The following is a 16,098-nucleotide window of genomic DNA, read 5'->3' as shown; positions in this document are numbered from 1 at the left end:
GCGTTCTAAATTAATCTTGTACGTATGGATAGTCTGTTTGTACGTATACATCAGTAAACAATTCTGATGCTTCCGGCCATGGAGACTCTTCCGCAAATTTAACAGAATCATCTACGATTTGTTTCACTTTTGCTTCGATCTCTTCGATCCATGCTTGATCAGCATATTTTTCTTTAAGAATAGTTTCTCTTACCTGCTCAATTGGATCTTTCGATTTGTAAGCTTCCAATTCGTCTTTAGAACGGTATTTAGCTGGGTCAGACATAGAGTGACCACGGTAACGGTAAGTTCTGATTTCAAGGAATGTTGGTCCATCACCATTTCTAGCACGTTGAGCTGCTTCATCCATTGCAGTGTGAACTGCTACAGGATCCATTCCATCAACAGGAGCACATGGCATATCAAAACCTAAACCTATTTTATATATATCAGTCATGTTTGTAGTACGTTCTACAGAAGTACCCATTGCATAACCATTATTCTCACAAACAAAAATAACTGGCAATTTCCACAACATCGCCATATTAAAAGCTTCGTGTAAAGCGCCCTGACGAACAGCTCCATCACCCATGTAACAAACGTTTACATTCTTTGTGCCTTTATATTTCTCAGCAAAAGCGATACCTGCTCCCAATGGAACCTGCCCACCAACGATACCGTGTCCACCGTAAAAGTTATGCTCCTTGCTAAACATGTGCATAGAACCACCTTTACCTTTTGAACATCCTGTTGCTTTACCGTACATCTCAGCCATGATGCTGTTTGCACTCACACCTTTTGCAAGGGCATGTGCATGATCGCGGTATGCGGTGATCATAGAATCTTCTGGTCTTAACGCTGAAATAGCACCTGCTACGACAGCTTCCTGACCAATGTATAGATGACAAAAACCACGGATTTTTTGTTGTCCGTATAGTTGACCTGTTTTTTCTTCGAACTTGCGCATCAGCAACATCGACTCAAACCACTTCAGATAGGTATCTTTATTAATTTCTACTGCACTCATTTTTGGGTATTGGTTTTTATTTACAAGAGCAAATCTACTTTTTTATTGCAACATATAGAAGAAATACCTGTAAAATGAACACTAAGGTTACAAAAAATGTGGATAACTTTTACTTTTAAACCATTTACATTTGGATAACATTTGTAAAATACATAGTTTTGGCACCGGACAATAAGCCTTAGTGGTGTACGTTTAAGTGTAAGTGTCTAATACCCAAACTTAAGAGTATGATAAAAAAATTTTTGTTTTCTACCCTAATTGTCGCGTGCAGCCTCTCGGCCGTCCATGCACAGACAAAATCAAAAGAAACCAATAAATTAGAAGATCCTGATAATTTAGCTTCCCAATATTTTTCTCAGGTAATGGGTGTTGCAGTAGATGCAACTTCTAACATCAAACTTTACAAATTCATTTACGAATGGATAGGTACTCCATACCGATTCGGTGGAAATACCAAAAAAGGAATTGATTGTTCTGCTTTCACAAAAGCGATTTACGATAAAGTTTTCAACACTACTATACTCCGCAATTCTCGTGACATCTTTAGCATGGTAGATCCATTGCCAAAAGACGAACTAAAAGAAGGAGACTTGGTATTCTTTAAGATCAAAAGCCGTAGCATTACGCACATTGGTATTTTTCTTGGCGACAACCGCTTCGCTCACGCCTCTTCGAGTCGTGGGGTGGTGATTAGTAATTTAAACGATCCATACTATTCAAGGTATTTTTACAAGGGTGGCCGAATTTTGGACCCGGTAAAGAATGACCTGATGGAGGAATAATCCTTCACAAACGAAAAGACATTGAGTCCTCCCATCATACCGGGAGGACTTTTTTTATGAAAAAAATAAACGCTTACTCATGAAACCACTAAACACGCTTGCCTTACTCTTTTTATCCACTTTATGGTTATTTAGTTGCGAAGGAAACCGAGCGAGTGTACCAAGCACCACCCTACTTCACACGGATACTATCCCTAAGGTTATAAAAGACACGATCAGCATAACTGCCGTCGGCGATATCATGCTGGGTTCTGCCTACCCTACCAAAGCAAACCTTCCGGCAGACGATGCAATAAACAGCTTCCAGGCGGTATCTCCTTATTTAAAAGGAGACCTGATCTTTGGCAATCTCGAAGGTTGCTTTTTGAACAATGGAAAATCTACCAAATGTAAAGACACTGTAAGTAACAGCTGTTTTGCTTTCAGAATGCCCGAGCGTTATGCTGGAATCATTAAAGAAGCAGGATTTAATGTCCTGAGTATTGCCAACAACCATGTTGGTGATTTTGGCAGCAAAGGCCGGACAACCACCATGAAGATCCTGGATTCCTTACAAATTAATTATGCAGGGTTACAATCCCACCCTTTCCAGATCTTCGAAATAGATAGTGTAAAATACGCGATATGTGCTTTTGCACCAAATGAAAATACCGTTTCGATAAACAACCTAGCGGCAGCAAAAGAATTAGTATCCCGTTTAAAACAACAGGTAAACATTGTTGTTGTTTCTTTTCATGGCGGAGCGGAAGGTGCAAAATTTGAGCATGTTCCAAGAGCAAATGAAATTTTCTACCAGGAAAACCGGGGCGATGTATATCGCTTTGCCCATGGCGTGATTGATGCAGGTGCTGATATCGTATTGGGTCATGGTCCACACGTCACCAGAGCAGTAGAATTGTATAAAAATAAATTCATCGCTTACAGTTTGGGTAACTTCTGTACTTATGGAATGTTCAGCCTGAAAGGGCCTAATGGCATTGCACCACTCCTCCAAATTAAGTTAAACGGGAAGGGTGATTTTCTGTCTGCGGAGGTCGTATCTGTAAAACAGGACAAGATCAATCGCCTGAGGCTGGATGATCAGGATGCGGCATTTTATAAAATAAAAACGCTTACCGATACCGATTTTCCTGATCACCAGCTAGACTTCTCTGAAAATGGTAAAATCGGGCGCAAAAAATAGTTTAAGCTTCGTCTTTGGTATTTTTCACTAATCCAATACCGGATACAAAAAAGATCAGCCCAATAATTCCAGTGACGATCAGCTCTCTGCTTTGCAGACTATGCTTCACGAAACCATAACCTGCATAAATAAGGCCTGCAATACCCAATATGGTCAATATTGTTCCGAAAGTACGTTTTACATTCATAAGGTTTGTGTTATTTATAATGATAAGGCAAAATCTATGCCTCAACTCCTTACACAGTCCTCCTATATTGCGAGTATAACTCCATATGACTTGAAAATCAGAATTCTTCGTACCTTGAAGCCAATATATACATCAAATACGCTTCATTATGAATCCTACACCTTACATTATAGTGTTTATCGCACTAGTTATTTTAATCAGCTCCTTCGTGACGGTAAAACAGGGTACCATTGCTGTAGTTACTATTTTTGGAAAATACAGGAGGTTACTAAGACCGGGTTTAAGTTTCAAAATCCCATTATTTGAAAACATTCAATCGAGAATTTCCATACAGAATCGCTCTGTAGAGCTCTCCTTCCAGGCCGTTACCCAGGATCAGGCCAATGTATACTTTAAGGCCATGCTGCTATATTCTGTGCTTAACCACGACGAAGAGACCATCAAGAACGTAGCCTTTAAGTTTGTGGATGCCACTAACCTTATGCAGGCATTGATCCGGACCATTGAGGGATCGATCAGAGCCTATGTTGCTACACAACGACAAGCCAATGTGTTGGCGCAGCGTAATGAAATTGTGGACCATGTAAAACACCAGATCGACCAGGTTTTGGAAAGTTGGGGATATCATTTGCAGGATCTTCAGTTGAATGACATTACCTTCGATGAAGAAATTATGCGTTCGATGAGTAGAGTTGTGGCTTCAAACAACTTAAAAGCAGCTGCAGAGAATGAAGGTCAGGCTTTATTGATTACGAAGACCAAAGGCGCAGAAGCAGATGGTAACGCTATCAAAATTGCCGCAGCGGCAGAAAGAGAGGCTGCTCAGTTACGTGGACAAGGTATCGCTTTATTCCGTGCAGAAGTTGCACATGGAATGACCAAAGCAGCCCAGGAAATGGAAGAGGCGAACCTGGACATCTCTGTGATTCTATTTACCATGTGGACAGAATCCATCAAACATTTCGCAGAGAACTCTGAAGGCAATGTGGTATTCCTGGATGGTTCAACAGAAGGCATGAATAAAACCATGAAAGAAATGATGGCCATGCAAATCCAGAAAAACAAGGACGACAAACAATTGTAATTCCTCATTTTAATAAAAAAAGGGATGCCAGTAATGACATCCCTTTTTTTATAAGCTATTATTTGATTAGAAAGCTGCTGGTTGTCTATTCACCAACTCCGCTTTCTTTGGGTCAGTTAACTTGATCAAGTCGGCCATGATCTGTAAACTTTCATCTTCAATAAAGTCAACGTTCTCTTCTTTCTTCACCTTATCTCCTTTTTTAACTGGAGCCAAGCCTCTTGAAGCTCTTAACTTATTGATTCTATCTAAAGATTTTGCTTCCAGACTATCACGTTCTGCTTTAAGTTTGCTTTCATTTAAAGTGATAGAGATTTCACCATCACGTTTTTTCATGTCTGCAATATCTTGTTCCAAGGTTTTATAATCCAAAGATTTCGCCATTCTTTCTTCATGCAACTTTACCAGTTCCGGTTTCAAAGGAGTCAGATCAGCTACAGGTTTAAAGTTTGATTTAGGCACTTCATCCCAAGGCAGTGCTGAAGGTTCCGTATCTTCACCGATTTTATTCAAAGGATAAAGAGAAGGAAACTGAACGTCTGGCATTACCCCTTTGTGTTGCGTACTGCTACCATTTACACGGTAGAACTTAGCCATGGTTAAGTTGATTTGCCCCAATTGAATTGGTGCACCGTCTTTGGTGGTCAGCGTTGTTTTAGCGTCCTTATTTACCAAGGCGGCAATTCTTTGCAATATAGAAGGATTAACCAACCTGTTTAGGTCAATGGACGACTGGACAGTACCCTTACCATAAGTTTGCGTACCCATGATTACTCCTCTTCCATAGTCCTGTATTGCACCGGCAAAGATTTCAGAAGCAGAGGCACTCAGTCGGTCTACCATTACACCCAGAGGCCCATTCCAGACTACACCAGGATTACTATCTTCATTTACTTCAATTTCATTCTTTGTATTTTTAACTTGTACTACCGGACCTTTATCAATAAACAGGCCGGTCAAATCAATTGCTTCTACCAATGAACCGCCACCGTTGGCGCGTAAGTCCATCACAATAGCATCCACTTTATCTTTGTTTTTCAGCGTATCAATCAACAATTTCACATCACGGGTAGTACTTTTATAATTCGGATCACCTGCATTTGCGGCTTTAAAATCTGCATAGAAAGCAGGAACTCTAATGATCCCGATTTTATAAGGTTTACCATCAGACATAACCGTTTTCACTGTTTTCTTAGCCGATTGATCTTCCATCACAATACGTTCTCTCATTAATTCAATAATGACCGGCTTAGAAGAAAGTTCACGTCCTGCAGGAATAATTTTCAATCTTACTTTAGTTCCCTTAGGGCCTTTAATTTTAGAAACTGAATTGTCAATTCTCCAGCCGATAATGTCTTCAAATTCACCATCACCTTGTGCAACCCCCACAATACGATCGCCAGCACTTAGCAATTTACTTTTGAAAGCCGGGCCTCCAGGAATCACTTCATCAATTTTCAGAATGTCATTTTCCAGTTTAAGTCTGGCACCAATTCCTTCGAAAGAGCGCGCCATATCCTCATTGAACTGTTGAGCATTTGCCGGATTAAAATAATTGGTGTGTGGATCAATCGTTTCTGTAAACGCATCCATTACAATTTGAAACACATCCTGATTGTTTACCTTATTCGTCTGAGACCTCAGGTTTTCATATCTTTTTGTCAGTGTTTCTATATTTTTCGCTGGCGGAGTGCCTGCAATTTTCAGGTTCACCAAATCATATTTCACTTTTTTCTTCCAGATGTCTTGTAAACCCGCTACACTGGTTTCCCAAGGCATCTTTTCCCGATCAAATACATAAGCATCATTTTCATCGAAGTTGTATTTACCTTTTACCTGAGCAAGTGTATAAGTCAACCATTCATTATATCTTTTCAAATAAACGTTGAAGATGTAGAATGGTGCACTTAGATCGCCATTTCTGAAATCATCGTCTAAGGAATATCTAAACTGTTCGAATTCCTTAATGTCGGAAGCCAGAAAATAATATCTATACGGATCCAGATCCTTGATATATTTATCAAGAATCAAAGAGGAAATAGAATCATTGAGCTTTATCTTTTTGTAGTTATAGTTTTCAATCAAGCTCACAACCTCTCTAACTACAAGCGCCTGACGTTCATCAGGAACAATATTACTTACGCCCTGAACTAATGGTTGTGGCTTAGGGGAAGCTTGGCATGCCAATACAGCAGCAGTAAAGATGACCAGTAATGTTCTTTTTAACATTTCTTTGAATAATTTAAAATCCATTTTATAATCCACAACTAATATGATACCAATATCACGAATAAACAGAAAAGAGACAGTATTATTACCGTCTCTTTTCTGTAAACTTACCAAAAGTAATTAAAATACTTATACAAAAACCCAAGCCTGATGATAATTTTTCAGGTTTGAACTATGACTTCTTAGCGATTGATTTTGAAGGAATTAAAGCTTTCGCTTCCTTAATTCTGCTTTTTAACTGTCCATTATTTATTGATTTTAACAGCAGCTCTGCCCTATTCAGGTCAGTTAAAGCGAGATTATATTCTTTTTTCTTGATTTTCACCTGAGCGATGCCTATAACAGACTCTATATAAGCAGTATTGTTATTGATCTGTTTGGCGAGGATCCCCTGCTGGGTATAGAACCAAAGTGATTGTGTCAATTTATTAGCGGCAAAATAAATTCTGCCCAATTGGTAGTAAGCTTCCATCTGACCGGTTTTACTGCCAATTTTGGAATAGTTTTTCAGGGCTACATTTAGAATGACCTGTTCCGCTTCGGTATAATGGTTCATCATAAGGTGAACATTTCCCAATTTCAGCAATGCTTCTCCGTAACGAACAAAAAGTTTGGCGGTATTGAATTCAAATGCGGCTTTAGCATATAAATTCAGGGCATCATTCAGATCACCTCTTCTCTCATTCTTCAGGGCTTCAGCAAAATAAGTATTGCCATCTGCCTCTTCCAAATTAGAGGTCACAATATTAATGGCTCCGCTCGTTACTGGTGGTTCTTGAAGAATTAAAGTATTGGTTTGTGTCATTGCCCTTCCTGAAAAGAGTAGGAAAAGAATAACTAAACAAAGTTTGTTCATCTTACAAAGATATAACAAATTTAGTTAAACACCTGTAAACTACCGTCAAATGAAGCCCAAACCATATAGGGATGAGAATCGGTATGGTACATTTCTCCAGAGGAACTAATACCAATCACTCCAGCAAAACCCTCAAATGTCTTCAGCTCTACAAAAGATTTATCGCAGGCCTCCTTCAATGTAAAGCCGTCAGTTACACGGGTCACAATTTTAGCCGCCAGTGCAGCACTGACAATATCTTCCCCAACACCAGTACAAGAGATGCCTGCATATTCATTGGCAAAATTCCCTGCTACAGTGGCAGAATCACTTACGCGACAAGGGATTTCAAATCCTTTTCCTCCGGTAGATGTTGCCGCAGCGAGGTTCCCCTCTGTGTCTAAAGCCACACATCCTACAGTACCCAATCTGGAAGATTGCTTTAATTTATCCTCATACTCCTGTCTTCTCTGGGGAATCACCGGATCAAAGAAATCAAATCCCTGCGTCCTGGCAAAATCCAATGCACCCACACCACTCAGCACACGATCGTCATAACTGAGTAGCTTTTCAGAAACCTTAATCGGATTTTTCACATTTTGGATATTGATGACTCCAGAAAACTTCTGGCTTTTACCATCCATTAAGGAAGCACTCAACCGCAGCTCACCATCGCTTTGAATCTGTGATCCCAACCCGGCATTGAAAAGCGGGTTGTCCTCTAACAAACTTACCGCATACACCACTGTTTCCAATGCCGTATGGGTATTTAAGTAGGTATATGATTGACTTACGATGTCAGATAAAGCTTGTTGCTTTGCTATTTTAGTTTCCTGGTTAGTTCCAGACTCGCTGAAAAATCCGCCATGAATAATAATTTTCATCTTAATGATTTAGAGATATGTACGGATCTTAATCTACGGGAACAACTTTGGGATGATGAATGGTTAGTTTATGTTCATGAAGGTCATAAATATCGCCATCACACATCACATGAACCGTCATATTACTAATAGAAACAGGCTGCCCCATTTCTACATCAGTCAGGTTAGTATCTGTCATATTTCGACCGTCCACAAGGATGACCATGCCAGAGCCAATGGCCTCCATCACATTCCCATCTGAAATAAAAAGCCCGGTATCTTCCCCTAAGCCAATTCCAAGAATCCCTGGACTACTTGCTGTTGCATATAATAACCTGCCAATCCTACCCCTCTGTACGAAATGGGTATCTACAATCACCCCATCAATAAAACCAAGTCCACCAGTAATCTTAACCTCACCTTTCAGCAAAGCATCCTTACTACTTCCTTGATAAATCATATTTTTAGAACTTGCAGCAGCGCCGGCGGAAGTCCCTGCAATCACCACGGCTTCGTCCTGATACTTGTCCAGCAAAATCTGATGGATGGCCGTACCTCCAAAAATAGAAGATAAGCGCAATTGATCACCACCCGTAAAAATGATCACATCGGCAGCTTTAACCCTGGCACAATTCTCTTCAGAATTGGCCTGCTCCCTGCTGATAATATTTAATACGCCAACATCCTGAACATCCAGTTGCGCAAAAGCTTTAATATACTCCTCTCCCACTTTTTCAGGAATTAAGGATGCCGTAGTCATGATTTCAAAACGAGATGCAGTACCTTTTATTGATTCCGTCGTAATTTTCTTTAGAATTCCTCTTTCAAAGAAATTCATATTCTCTGGCAATCCAAAAGTTGTTTCAGTGAAACTTCCAGTGTTGATTGCACCACCTATAATTATTAGTTTACCCTTCGGAGTCATTATAAATCTTTTCGTTTCTAAAAATCTCAAATATATAGGGTAATGCCCAATATCAATGAATTATTTATCAATATTTTCCCTATCCAACATTTCGATTTAGCACAATAATCCGTCCGTTATTTCGCCTAAAATTTATTCCCAGGATTTAACCCCGTTGATAGTTATTTTTTCCGAAAATATTCTTACTTTAATGTCTCCGTTCGACCCTATCCAAGAAACTGATAACTTCCCCGTAATATGGTCACTACCAACACAAAATAACAAATCTACAATGAAAATACTAGGCATACAGGTGCTACGCGGACCGAACATATGGTCTATCAAAAGAAAAAAATTAATTCAAATGCGACTGGATCTGGAGGAGATGGAACAGTATCCTACCAATTTGATTGACGGATTTGGTGAAAGAATCGAAAAACTAATACCTACCCTGTATACACATCGTTGTTCAAAAGGCGAACCCGGAGGCTTGCTCATGAGGATTGAAGAAGGGACCTGGATGGGCCATGTGATTGAACATATCGCCTTAGAAATTCAGACACTTGCCGGAATGGACACCGGATTTGGCAGAACACGTCAAACAAAAACTGAGGGAATTTACAATGTTGTATTCAGCTATTTAGAAGAAAAAGCAGGTCTTTATGCCGCAGAAGCTGCTGTAAAAATTGCGGAAGCACTGATTGCTGGTACAGATTACGATCTGGAACATGACATTCAAAAAATGCGTGAACTTAGGGAATTGGAACGTCTGGGTCCTAGTACGGGATCCATCGTTGATGAGGCCATTTCCAGAGACATTCCATGGATCAGATTAAATAAAAGTTCATTGGTACAATTGGGTTACGGAAAAAATCAAGTCCGTTTCCGTGCAACGATGACCGAAAGAACAAACTCTATCGCCGTAGACATTGCCTGCAATAAAGATGAGACCAAACGTTTACTTCAGGATTCAGCAATTCCCGTTGCCAAAGGAGTTACAATTTGGGATCCGGAAGATCTTGACAATGCCATCTTGGCTGTGGGTTATCCGATGGTATTTAAACCTTTGGATGGAAACCACGGGAAAGGTGCAACCATTAACGTAAAAACTGATGAAGAGGCGAGAGCCGCTTTTGAATACGCACAAAACTATTCAAGGAAAGTCATCATTGAAAAGTTCATCACAGGTTATGATTTCAGGATCCTCGTGATCGACCATCAAATGGTGGCCGCAGCATTGCGCGTTCCTGCACATGTAACCGGGAACGGACAGCTGACTATCCAGGAGCTGATCGACAAAGAAAACCTTGATCCAAGAAGAGGTTATGGACATGAGAATGTACTAACCGAAATCACAGTAGACCGGGATACCCTGGATTTACTGGCTAAAAAAGAATATACACTGGAAACCGTTCCTCCTCAGGGAGAAATTGTATACCTGAAGTCTACAGCCAACTTAAGTACAGGCGGCACTTCAATTGACGTAACAGATCTTGTTCACCCTCAAAATGTATTCATCTCTGAGCGCATTTCCAGGGTCATTGGACTTGACATTTGTGGTATCGATATCATGGCAGAAAACTTAACACAGCCGCTTACAGAAAATGGCGGCGTAGTGCTGGAAGTTAATGCTGCACCAGGATTCAGAATGCACCTTGCCCCTAGTGAGGGTTTGCCAAGAAATGTAGCTGCACCGGTGATTGATATGTTATACCCTCCAGGAAAATCTACACGAATTCCAATTATTGCCGTGACTGGGACTAATGGTAAAACCACCACCACCAGGTTAATCGCACATATTGTAAAAAGCAATGGTACCAGAGTAGGTTTTACCACCTCTGATGGAATCTATGTACAAAACACGATGCTGATGAAAGGTGACACCACAGGACCGGTAAGTGCGGAGTTTATTCTTAGAGATCCAACTGTAGAATTTGCCGTGCTGGAAACTGCAAGAGGAGGAATCCTTAGAGCAGGATTGGGCTTCAACCATTGTGATATCGGCGTCATCACCAATATCCAGGAAGATCACCTTGGCATTTCCGACATTCATACCCTGGACGACCTTGCAAGAGTGAAATCCGTGATCATAGGATCTGTGAAAAGAAGTGGCTGGGGTGTATTAAATGCAGATAATAAATATTGTATTAAAATTGCCAATGCTGCCGATTGTAACATTGCCTATTTCAGTATGGATGAGAAGAACCCAGTGATTGTAGAACATTGTAAAGCAGGTGGCATTGCTGCCATTTACGAAAACGGCTACATTACCGTTAAAAAAGGAGACTGGAAAATCAGGGTAGAAAAGGTAACTCATGTGCCATTGACCTTTGGCGGTAGCGTCGACTTTATGATTCAAAATGTTTTGGCTGCAACACTGGCGACCTTCCTTTGGGGATATAAAATTGAGGACATCAGAATGTCATTAGAAACGTTCATCCCTTCTGCTGCACAAACACCAGGCAGGATGAATACGTTCAAATTCAAAGAGTTCAAAATCATGGTAGATTTTGCTCATAATCCAGATGGTTTTAATGGCATTAAATCTTACTTGAAAACGGTTGACGCCACAGAACATATCGGTGTAATTTCAGCCACAGGTGACCGAAGAGATTCTGACAACCTGGAAATTGCGAAAATTTCTGCTCAGATGTTTGATAAAATCATCATTTGTCAGGAGAAATATCTACGTGGCAGACCTCCACAAGAACTGATCGACTTATTGATTACAGGAATTCGTGAAGTGAAACCAGATATGGACATCATCATTAATAACAATGGGGATGACTGTCTGAAATATATGATGGCAACTGCCCGTTCTGGCTCATTCTTCACTATTTTAAGTGATACAATTGACGATGCGATTGTTAAAGTAACAGATTACCTGGATAAAGAATTTGGGGTGTAAAAACCTTAGAGTTTAAAACGGGGATTTCTCTTTTCAACCTCGAATCTTTGCGAAAACGCAAACATTCATCGGTCTTCAAAGAAGAATCCCCGTTTTGTATTTAATTCAATTCTATAAAATTGTGACTTGCTTCTTAAAGTCTGCTCAGTTTAAAATACCCAAGGTGTATTTCATCCTCCAATAGCCCTTCCTCTGAGGTGATTTTCAACTCGTAGTTATTTTTAAGTGATTCGGGAAGCACATCAACCACCTCAAAAGCATCATCTACATCTACGCCGTATTTGTCGTCGATATGAGAAGTTGCACCTTCAAAACCGGTATGTTTATAAAACGCAGTTTGTTTTGCCTGCTGAATGGCGTTAGCCAGATCAGGAGCAACGATAAGCATCTTATAATGGGGTTCATCAAACACGTTAGGTTTATAACCACCAAGGTTCATAAAAAACAGCTTATGCTGTTGTTCTTGCTCCTTGAGCGCAGCCGTAGGTACTACTTCAATCTTGTACCCATCTACTGTATTTACTTCACGCCAGGCATCCACATGAATCTTCTCTCCTCCCTCAGGCCAAAAGTCAAGGATTTCTTGTTTCAGATCCTTTAAGGCGGTCCCGATAGAGAAAAGCATATCATGTTGTTCAATCCGACGTGCTGCCGGTTTACAACCTAACATTAACATAAACAGTTTGGGTGATTCCATGGCGTAATGAGTTATATGGATTCTTTTTTGATTTCCTCAATAATCTGTCTGCAGCGTTCTTCAATTTGCAGAAACACTGGCTCAAACAGTTTATCATCGAAATAGGGGTCTGTAACTTCGAGGTTGTCTGGTAAAAAGAGCATCACTTTTTCACGATGGTGTAGGTGATCCGCCTGTTTCAGCACATCTTTTTCATTTTGTTGATCCATCACTAAAATTTTATCAAATGCTTCAAAATGATCCGGATTAAAGTGTCTGGCTCTTTGCTTAGAGATGTCATAGCCATACTTTTTAGCAATGGCGATGCCTCTTTTATCGGCAGGTTCATTGATATGCCAGTCACCGGTTCCAGCAGATGCAATCTCCCAGTCCAAACCTTGTTCTTCCACTAAATGGCGCATTACGCCCTCCGCTAAGGGAGAACGACAGATATTGCCCAGACAAACCATCAATATTTTCATATTTCTTAGCTATAAATTTCGTTCAGGATATTGGCTAAACAAATTCCACCTTTCAACAACTGCGTATCCAGCAAACCTGCAAAATCATAATTGTATTTGTAGCTCAACTTAGCTTCTGGCTTAGTCTCAGCATAAATTTTATTGCAAGCTTCATAAGAACCATACACGAAGTCTTTTAACGAATTACTTTTCCAAGCAGTCAGCTGTTCTTTAGAAGGATGGTTAATTGCAGCTGCATATTCTGTGTAGCTCAATTGTTGGTAACCAATCAGTGCTTCATCCCAAACCCTGTGCAGGTTAGATTTCTCACCAAACCAGGTCACATATACTTTATTACCCCCTAGATCTTCTTTACGTGCAGTGTGCATTGGCTGATTGAGATCACCTACCATGTGAACCAACATACGCATCGCCAATAATTTTTGAGCAGCAGTACTTTCGTGATTTTTCAGGATAACAGTCATTTCAATCACCTTATTGTATACATTAGCATCATGGTCTGTATCCAGGAAGTTAAATACACCTTGTTTATCCAGTCCACCCGGAAGGTTTACGAAGTGCCAGTTGTACAAATAATTGTAAGCGGTATCCGATTTGATGAAATCTCCCCAATTGCTAGCCATAGCCAGACTTTCTGAGCCCAATATTCCTCTTACGCCTTTAAGCGCTTTCTTACTAAGATGCGCTTCAGCAACTTGTCCAACAATACGGTGGCCAAGCATTCCCCATGCATTCGCATTTAAAGGTAGGTAAGCCATAACCGCTACGGTTAAGGCCACTTTCAATGATCTTTTGATCGACTTTGTGTTCATTAGAATTAATATTTTTAGAGGGCGTTTTTTATTAAACTTACAATGCTTTAGGCTCGCAAACAATCTTCTCTTTCAAGATTAGGTTACATTCCCTTTGATCACTGGCATTCACCAGAGACAATTTATTTGATTCAAAGGATTTGACAATAAAGCTCCTCACATATCTTCCAATCTGATAGCAGCCTGTCACCTTTTGTTTATAATTGGCTTTTGTATAGGTGCCTTCCAGAATCAGGCTGTCATTGCGGACCTCATAAACTCCTTTGGCATATTCTTTCCAAACGCCATTGTTAAAACAAGAATCAGCATAGTAATTCACCTTAGAGTGGGTGGTTAAATCTACATAGAACGAGTCGCAGGTAAATTTAAACTTATGCTGCGTATAGTTCAGCAATTGCTCCTTATGGGCTATACTATCCTGATTCCAAACACCCTGCAAAAAAGCTTCACCTTTCCCCTGAACATTCGGTAGTCTGCTGCAAGCAGCAAACACAGCTGAAGTCAGTAAAAGGGATAACATCAATCTCCACATATCCGGGTATTTTTATAAATTATTTTAAACTACCAACCATATCTTCCGGGCGCACCCATTCGTCGAATTGCTCGGCAGTAAGTAAGCCCAGCTCTACTGCTGCTGAACGCAAAGTTTTGTTTTCTTTATGCGCTTTCTTAGCAATTTTAGCAGCATTTTCATAGCCTACGTGAGGATTTAACGCCGTAACCAACATTAGAGAATTCTCGAGGTGTTTTTTAATTTCCGGTAGATTTGGTAAAATACCTTCCGCACATTTATCATTGAATGAAACGCAGGCATCACCAATCAGACGTCCAGATTGTAATACATTGGCTGCAATCACCGGCTTGAACACATTCAATTCAAAATGACCGTTGCTACCACCAATACCTACCGTCACATCATTACCCATTACCTGTGCACAAACCATAGTCAAAGCTTCTGGTTGCGTAGGATTTACTTTTCCCGGCATGATAGACGATCCTGGCTCATTATCAGGGATAATGATCTCACCAATACCACAACGTGGACCAGAGCTCAACATTCTGATGTCGTTAGCAATTTTCATTAGCGCAACCGCTGTACGTTTGTAAGCTGCAGACAATTCCACCATGGCGTCATGAGCTGCCAATGCTTCAAATTTATTTGGAGCCGTTACAAAAGGAAGTCCGGTTAGGTCTGCAATTTTCGCAGCTACCAATACATCATATCCTTTAGGTGTATTCAGTCCTGTACCCACAGCAGTACCACCAAGCGCAAGCTCAGAGATCATTACTAAAGCATTTTTAATCGCTCTAACACTGTTGTCAATTTGTTGAACGTAGCCTGAGAATTCTTGCCCCAGTGTCAATGGTGTAGCATCCATAAAATGGGTACGACCAGTTTTTACAATGTCACTGAATTCAGCAACTTTCACACTTAAAGTATGTCGTAATTTTTCTAACCCTGGAATGGTAATTTCTACTGCTTGTTTGTAAGCAGCAATATGCATTGCCGTCGGATAAGTATCATTTGAAGACTGTGATTTATTCACATCATCATTTGGGTGCAGAACTTTCGTTGCATCTGCAAGCGTACCGCCATTCAGTACATGTGCACGATTGGCAATTACCTCATTTGCGTTCATATTACTTTGCGTTCCAGAACCTGTTTGCCAGATTACTAAAGGAAATTGCTCATCTAAAGCACCTGCAATCACTTCATCACAAGCTGTAGCAATTAACGCTGCTTTTTCCGCTGTCAACACGCCTAACTCTGTATTTGCTAATGCTGCTGCTTTCTTCAAATAGCCAAAAGCATGTATGATTTCTTTTGGCATCGAAGCCTCAGGACCTATTTTAAAATTATTACGTGAACGTTCAGTTTGAGCCCCCCAATATTTATCGGCAGGTACCTGCACTTCACCCATGGTATCGTGTTCAGTTCTAAAATTCATAGTGTTTTTTTTGTGATGACAAATTTAGTTTTTTATAATTTAATGGTAGCGCTATTCTCCAATGTCCTTCCGCTGTAAAGAAAAATTTACCTGATAGCAACAGTGAAGGAATCTTTTTCAATTTTGGAATCGGCAAAAATTCTTTATAAAACGCTCATTTGAACAAATGTATACAATTTCGTAAGCTAAATAATAGCT

The 16,098-nt window shown here is 40.2% G+C and carries 15 protein-coding genes; 4 read left to right on the top strand and 11 right to left on the bottom strand.

Features of this window, described 5'->3' with window-relative positions; translation table 11 throughout:
• Nucleotides 1–10: 10 nt before the first annotated feature.
• A complete protein-coding gene (gene pdhA / locus GM920_RS19055; protein WP_182960458.1) occupies nt 11–1,006 on the bottom strand; it encodes a pyruvate dehydrogenase (acetyl-transferring) E1 component subunit alpha in 996 nt (331 codons plus the stop codon).
• Between the two features lie 227 nt (nt 1,007–1,233).
• On the opposite strand from pdhA, the gene GM920_RS19050 reads away from it, so the two are divergent.
• Both GM920_RS19050 and GM920_RS19045 read left to right on the top strand, forming a co-directional pair.
• The gene (locus GM920_RS19050; protein WP_182960456.1) at nt 1,234–1,788 is read left to right on the top strand and encodes a C40 family peptidase; all 555 of its coding nucleotides are present in this window, start codon (nt 1,234–1,236) and stop codon (nt 1,786–1,788) included.
• A 79-nt stretch (nt 1,789–1,867) separates the two neighbouring features.
• Nucleotides 1,868–2,971 (top strand): CapA family protein, encoded by a 1,104-nt coding sequence (locus tag GM920_RS19045; RefSeq protein WP_182960454.1) that lies wholly within the window; start codon nt 1,868–1,870, stop codon nt 2,969–2,971.
• Between the two features lies 1 nt (nt 2,972).
• Here the strand turns inward: GM920_RS19045 and GM920_RS19040 are convergent, their stop codons facing one another.
• A complete protein-coding gene (locus tag GM920_RS19040; RefSeq protein ID WP_182960452.1) occupies nt 2,973–3,158 on the bottom strand; it encodes a hypothetical protein in 186 nt (61 codons plus the stop codon).
• Between the two features lie 148 nt (nt 3,159–3,306).
• Between GM920_RS19040 and GM920_RS19035 the strand changes: the two genes are divergently transcribed.
• Entirely contained in the window at nt 3,307–4,242 is a 936-nt protein-coding gene (locus tag GM920_RS19035) for an SPFH domain-containing protein (RefSeq protein ID WP_182960450.1), read from the top strand.
• A 66-nt stretch (nt 4,243–4,308) separates the two neighbouring features.
• On the opposite strand, the gene GM920_RS19030 is transcribed toward GM920_RS19035, so the two are convergent.
• The 4 genes from GM920_RS19030 to GM920_RS19015 all read right to left on the bottom strand — a co-directional run bounded on the left by GM920_RS19030 (nt 4,309) and on the right by GM920_RS19015 (nt 9,094).
• Entirely contained in the window at nt 4,309–6,471 is a 2,163-nt protein-coding gene (locus GM920_RS19030; RefSeq protein ID WP_317171569.1) for a carboxy terminal-processing peptidase, read from the bottom strand.
• 172 nt (nt 6,472–6,643) lie between these two features.
• A complete protein-coding gene (locus GM920_RS19025) occupies nt 6,644–7,327 on the bottom strand; it encodes a hypothetical protein (protein ID WP_182960446.1) in 684 nt (227 codons plus the stop codon).
• Nucleotides 7,328–7,347: 20 nt separating this feature from the next.
• Complete coding sequence (locus GM920_RS19020; RefSeq protein ID WP_182960444.1) at nt 7,348–8,190, bottom strand: isoaspartyl peptidase/L-asparaginase; 843 nt, start codon at nt 8,188–8,190, stop codon at nt 7,348–7,350.
• A 28-nt stretch (nt 8,191–8,218) separates the two neighbouring features.
• On the bottom strand, nt 8,219–9,094 hold the full coding sequence (locus tag GM920_RS19015; RefSeq protein ID WP_182960442.1) for a cyanophycinase: 876 nt from the start codon (nt 9,092–9,094) through the stop codon (nt 8,219–8,221).
• A 271-nt stretch (nt 9,095–9,365) separates the two neighbouring features.
• Here GM920_RS19015 and cphA point away from each other — a divergent pair, with 271 nt between their 5' ends.
• Nucleotides 9,366–11,981: a cyanophycin synthetase gene (cphA, locus tag GM920_RS19010; RefSeq protein ID WP_182960440.1), complete on the top strand. Its 2,616-nt coding sequence runs from the start codon at nt 9,366–9,368 to the stop codon at nt 11,979–11,981.
• A 133-nt stretch (nt 11,982–12,114) separates the two neighbouring features.
• Here the strand turns inward: cphA and GM920_RS19005 are convergent, their stop codons facing one another.
• Genes GM920_RS19005 through fumC form a run of 5 tightly spaced genes read right to left on the bottom strand, consistent with a single transcriptional unit; the run spans nt 12,115 to nt 15,900 of the window.
• Nucleotides 12,115–12,678, bottom strand: coding sequence for a DUF1543 domain-containing protein (locus GM920_RS19005; protein ID WP_182960438.1), 564 nt, complete (start codon nt 12,676–12,678; stop codon nt 12,115–12,117).
• 11 nt (nt 12,679–12,689) lie between these two features.
• Nucleotides 12,690–13,139 carry a low molecular weight protein-tyrosine-phosphatase gene (locus tag GM920_RS19000; protein ID WP_182960436.1) on the bottom strand — a complete coding sequence of 150 codons (450 nt, stop codon included), beginning with the start codon at nt 13,137–13,139 and terminating at the stop codon, nt 12,690–12,692.
• 5 nt (nt 13,140–13,144) lie between these two features.
• Nucleotides 13,145–13,951, bottom strand: a complete 807-nt coding sequence (locus GM920_RS18995) for a S1/P1 nuclease (RefSeq protein ID WP_235964582.1) — start codon at nt 13,949–13,951, stop codon at nt 13,145–13,147.
• A 37-nt stretch (nt 13,952–13,988) separates the two neighbouring features.
• Nucleotides 13,989–14,483 (bottom strand): fumarate hydratase, encoded by a 495-nt coding sequence (locus GM920_RS18990; protein WP_235964581.1) that lies wholly within the window; start codon nt 14,481–14,483, stop codon nt 13,989–13,991.
• Between the two features lie 19 nt (nt 14,484–14,502).
• The gene (gene fumC / locus GM920_RS18985) at nt 14,503–15,900 is read right to left on the bottom strand and encodes a class II fumarate hydratase (RefSeq protein WP_182960434.1); all 1,398 of its coding nucleotides are present in this window, start codon (nt 15,898–15,900) and stop codon (nt 14,503–14,505) included.
• Nucleotides 15,901–16,098: the final 198 nt, after the last annotated feature.

Source organism: Pedobacter gandavensis (assembly GCF_014172405.1).
Taxonomy (GTDB): Bacteria; Bacteroidota; Bacteroidia; order Sphingobacteriales; family Sphingobacteriaceae; genus Pedobacter; species Pedobacter gandavensis.
This window is presented reverse-complemented; position numbering and strand designations above follow the sequence as displayed.

Coding starts and splice junctions, on each gene's coding strand:
- pdhA (WP_182960458.1), bottom strand. CDS start 1,006: ATGAGTGCAGTAGAAATTAATAAAGATACCTATCTGAAGTGGTTTGAG.
- GM920_RS19050 (WP_182960456.1), top strand. CDS start 1,234: ATGATAAAAAAATTTTTGTTTTCTACCCTAATTGTCGCGTGCAGCCTC.
- GM920_RS19045 (WP_182960454.1), top strand. CDS start 1,868: ATGAAACCACTAAACACGCTTGCCTTACTCTTTTTATCCACTTTATGG.
- GM920_RS19040 (WP_182960452.1), bottom strand. CDS start 3,158: ATGAATGTAAAACGTACTTTCGGAACAATATTGACCATATTGGGTATT.
- GM920_RS19035 (WP_182960450.1), top strand. CDS start 3,307: ATGAATCCTACACCTTACATTATAGTGTTTATCGCACTAGTTATTTTA.
- GM920_RS19030 (WP_317171569.1), bottom strand. CDS start 6,471: ATGTTAAAAAGAACATTACTGGTCATCTTTACTGCTGCTGTATTGGCA.
- GM920_RS19025 (WP_182960446.1), bottom strand. CDS start 7,327: ATGAACAAACTTTGTTTAGTTATTCTTTTCCTACTCTTTTCAGGAAGG.
- GM920_RS19020 (WP_182960444.1), bottom strand. CDS start 8,190: ATGAAAATTATTATTCATGGCGGATTTTTCAGCGAGTCTGGAACTAAC.
- GM920_RS19015 (WP_182960442.1), bottom strand. CDS start 9,094: ATGACTCCGAAGGGTAAACTAATAATTATAGGTGGTGCAATCAACACT.
- cphA (WP_182960440.1), top strand. CDS start 9,366: ATGAAAATACTAGGCATACAGGTGCTACGCGGACCGAACATATGGTCT.
- GM920_RS19005 (WP_182960438.1), bottom strand. CDS start 12,678: ATGGAATCACCCAAACTGTTTATGTTAATGTTAGGTTGTAAACCGGCA.
- GM920_RS19000 (WP_182960436.1), bottom strand. CDS start 13,139: ATGAAAATATTGATGGTTTGTCTGGGCAATATCTGTCGTTCTCCCTTA.
- GM920_RS18995 (WP_235964582.1), bottom strand. CDS start 13,951: ATGAACACAAAGTCGATCAAAAGATCATTGAAAGTGGCCTTAACCGTA.
- GM920_RS18990 (WP_235964581.1), bottom strand. CDS start 14,483: ATGTGGAGATTGATGTTATCCCTTTTACTGACTTCAGCTGTGTTTGCT.
- fumC (WP_182960434.1), bottom strand. CDS start 15,900: ATGAATTTTAGAACTGAACACGATACCATGGGTGAAGTGCAGGTACCT.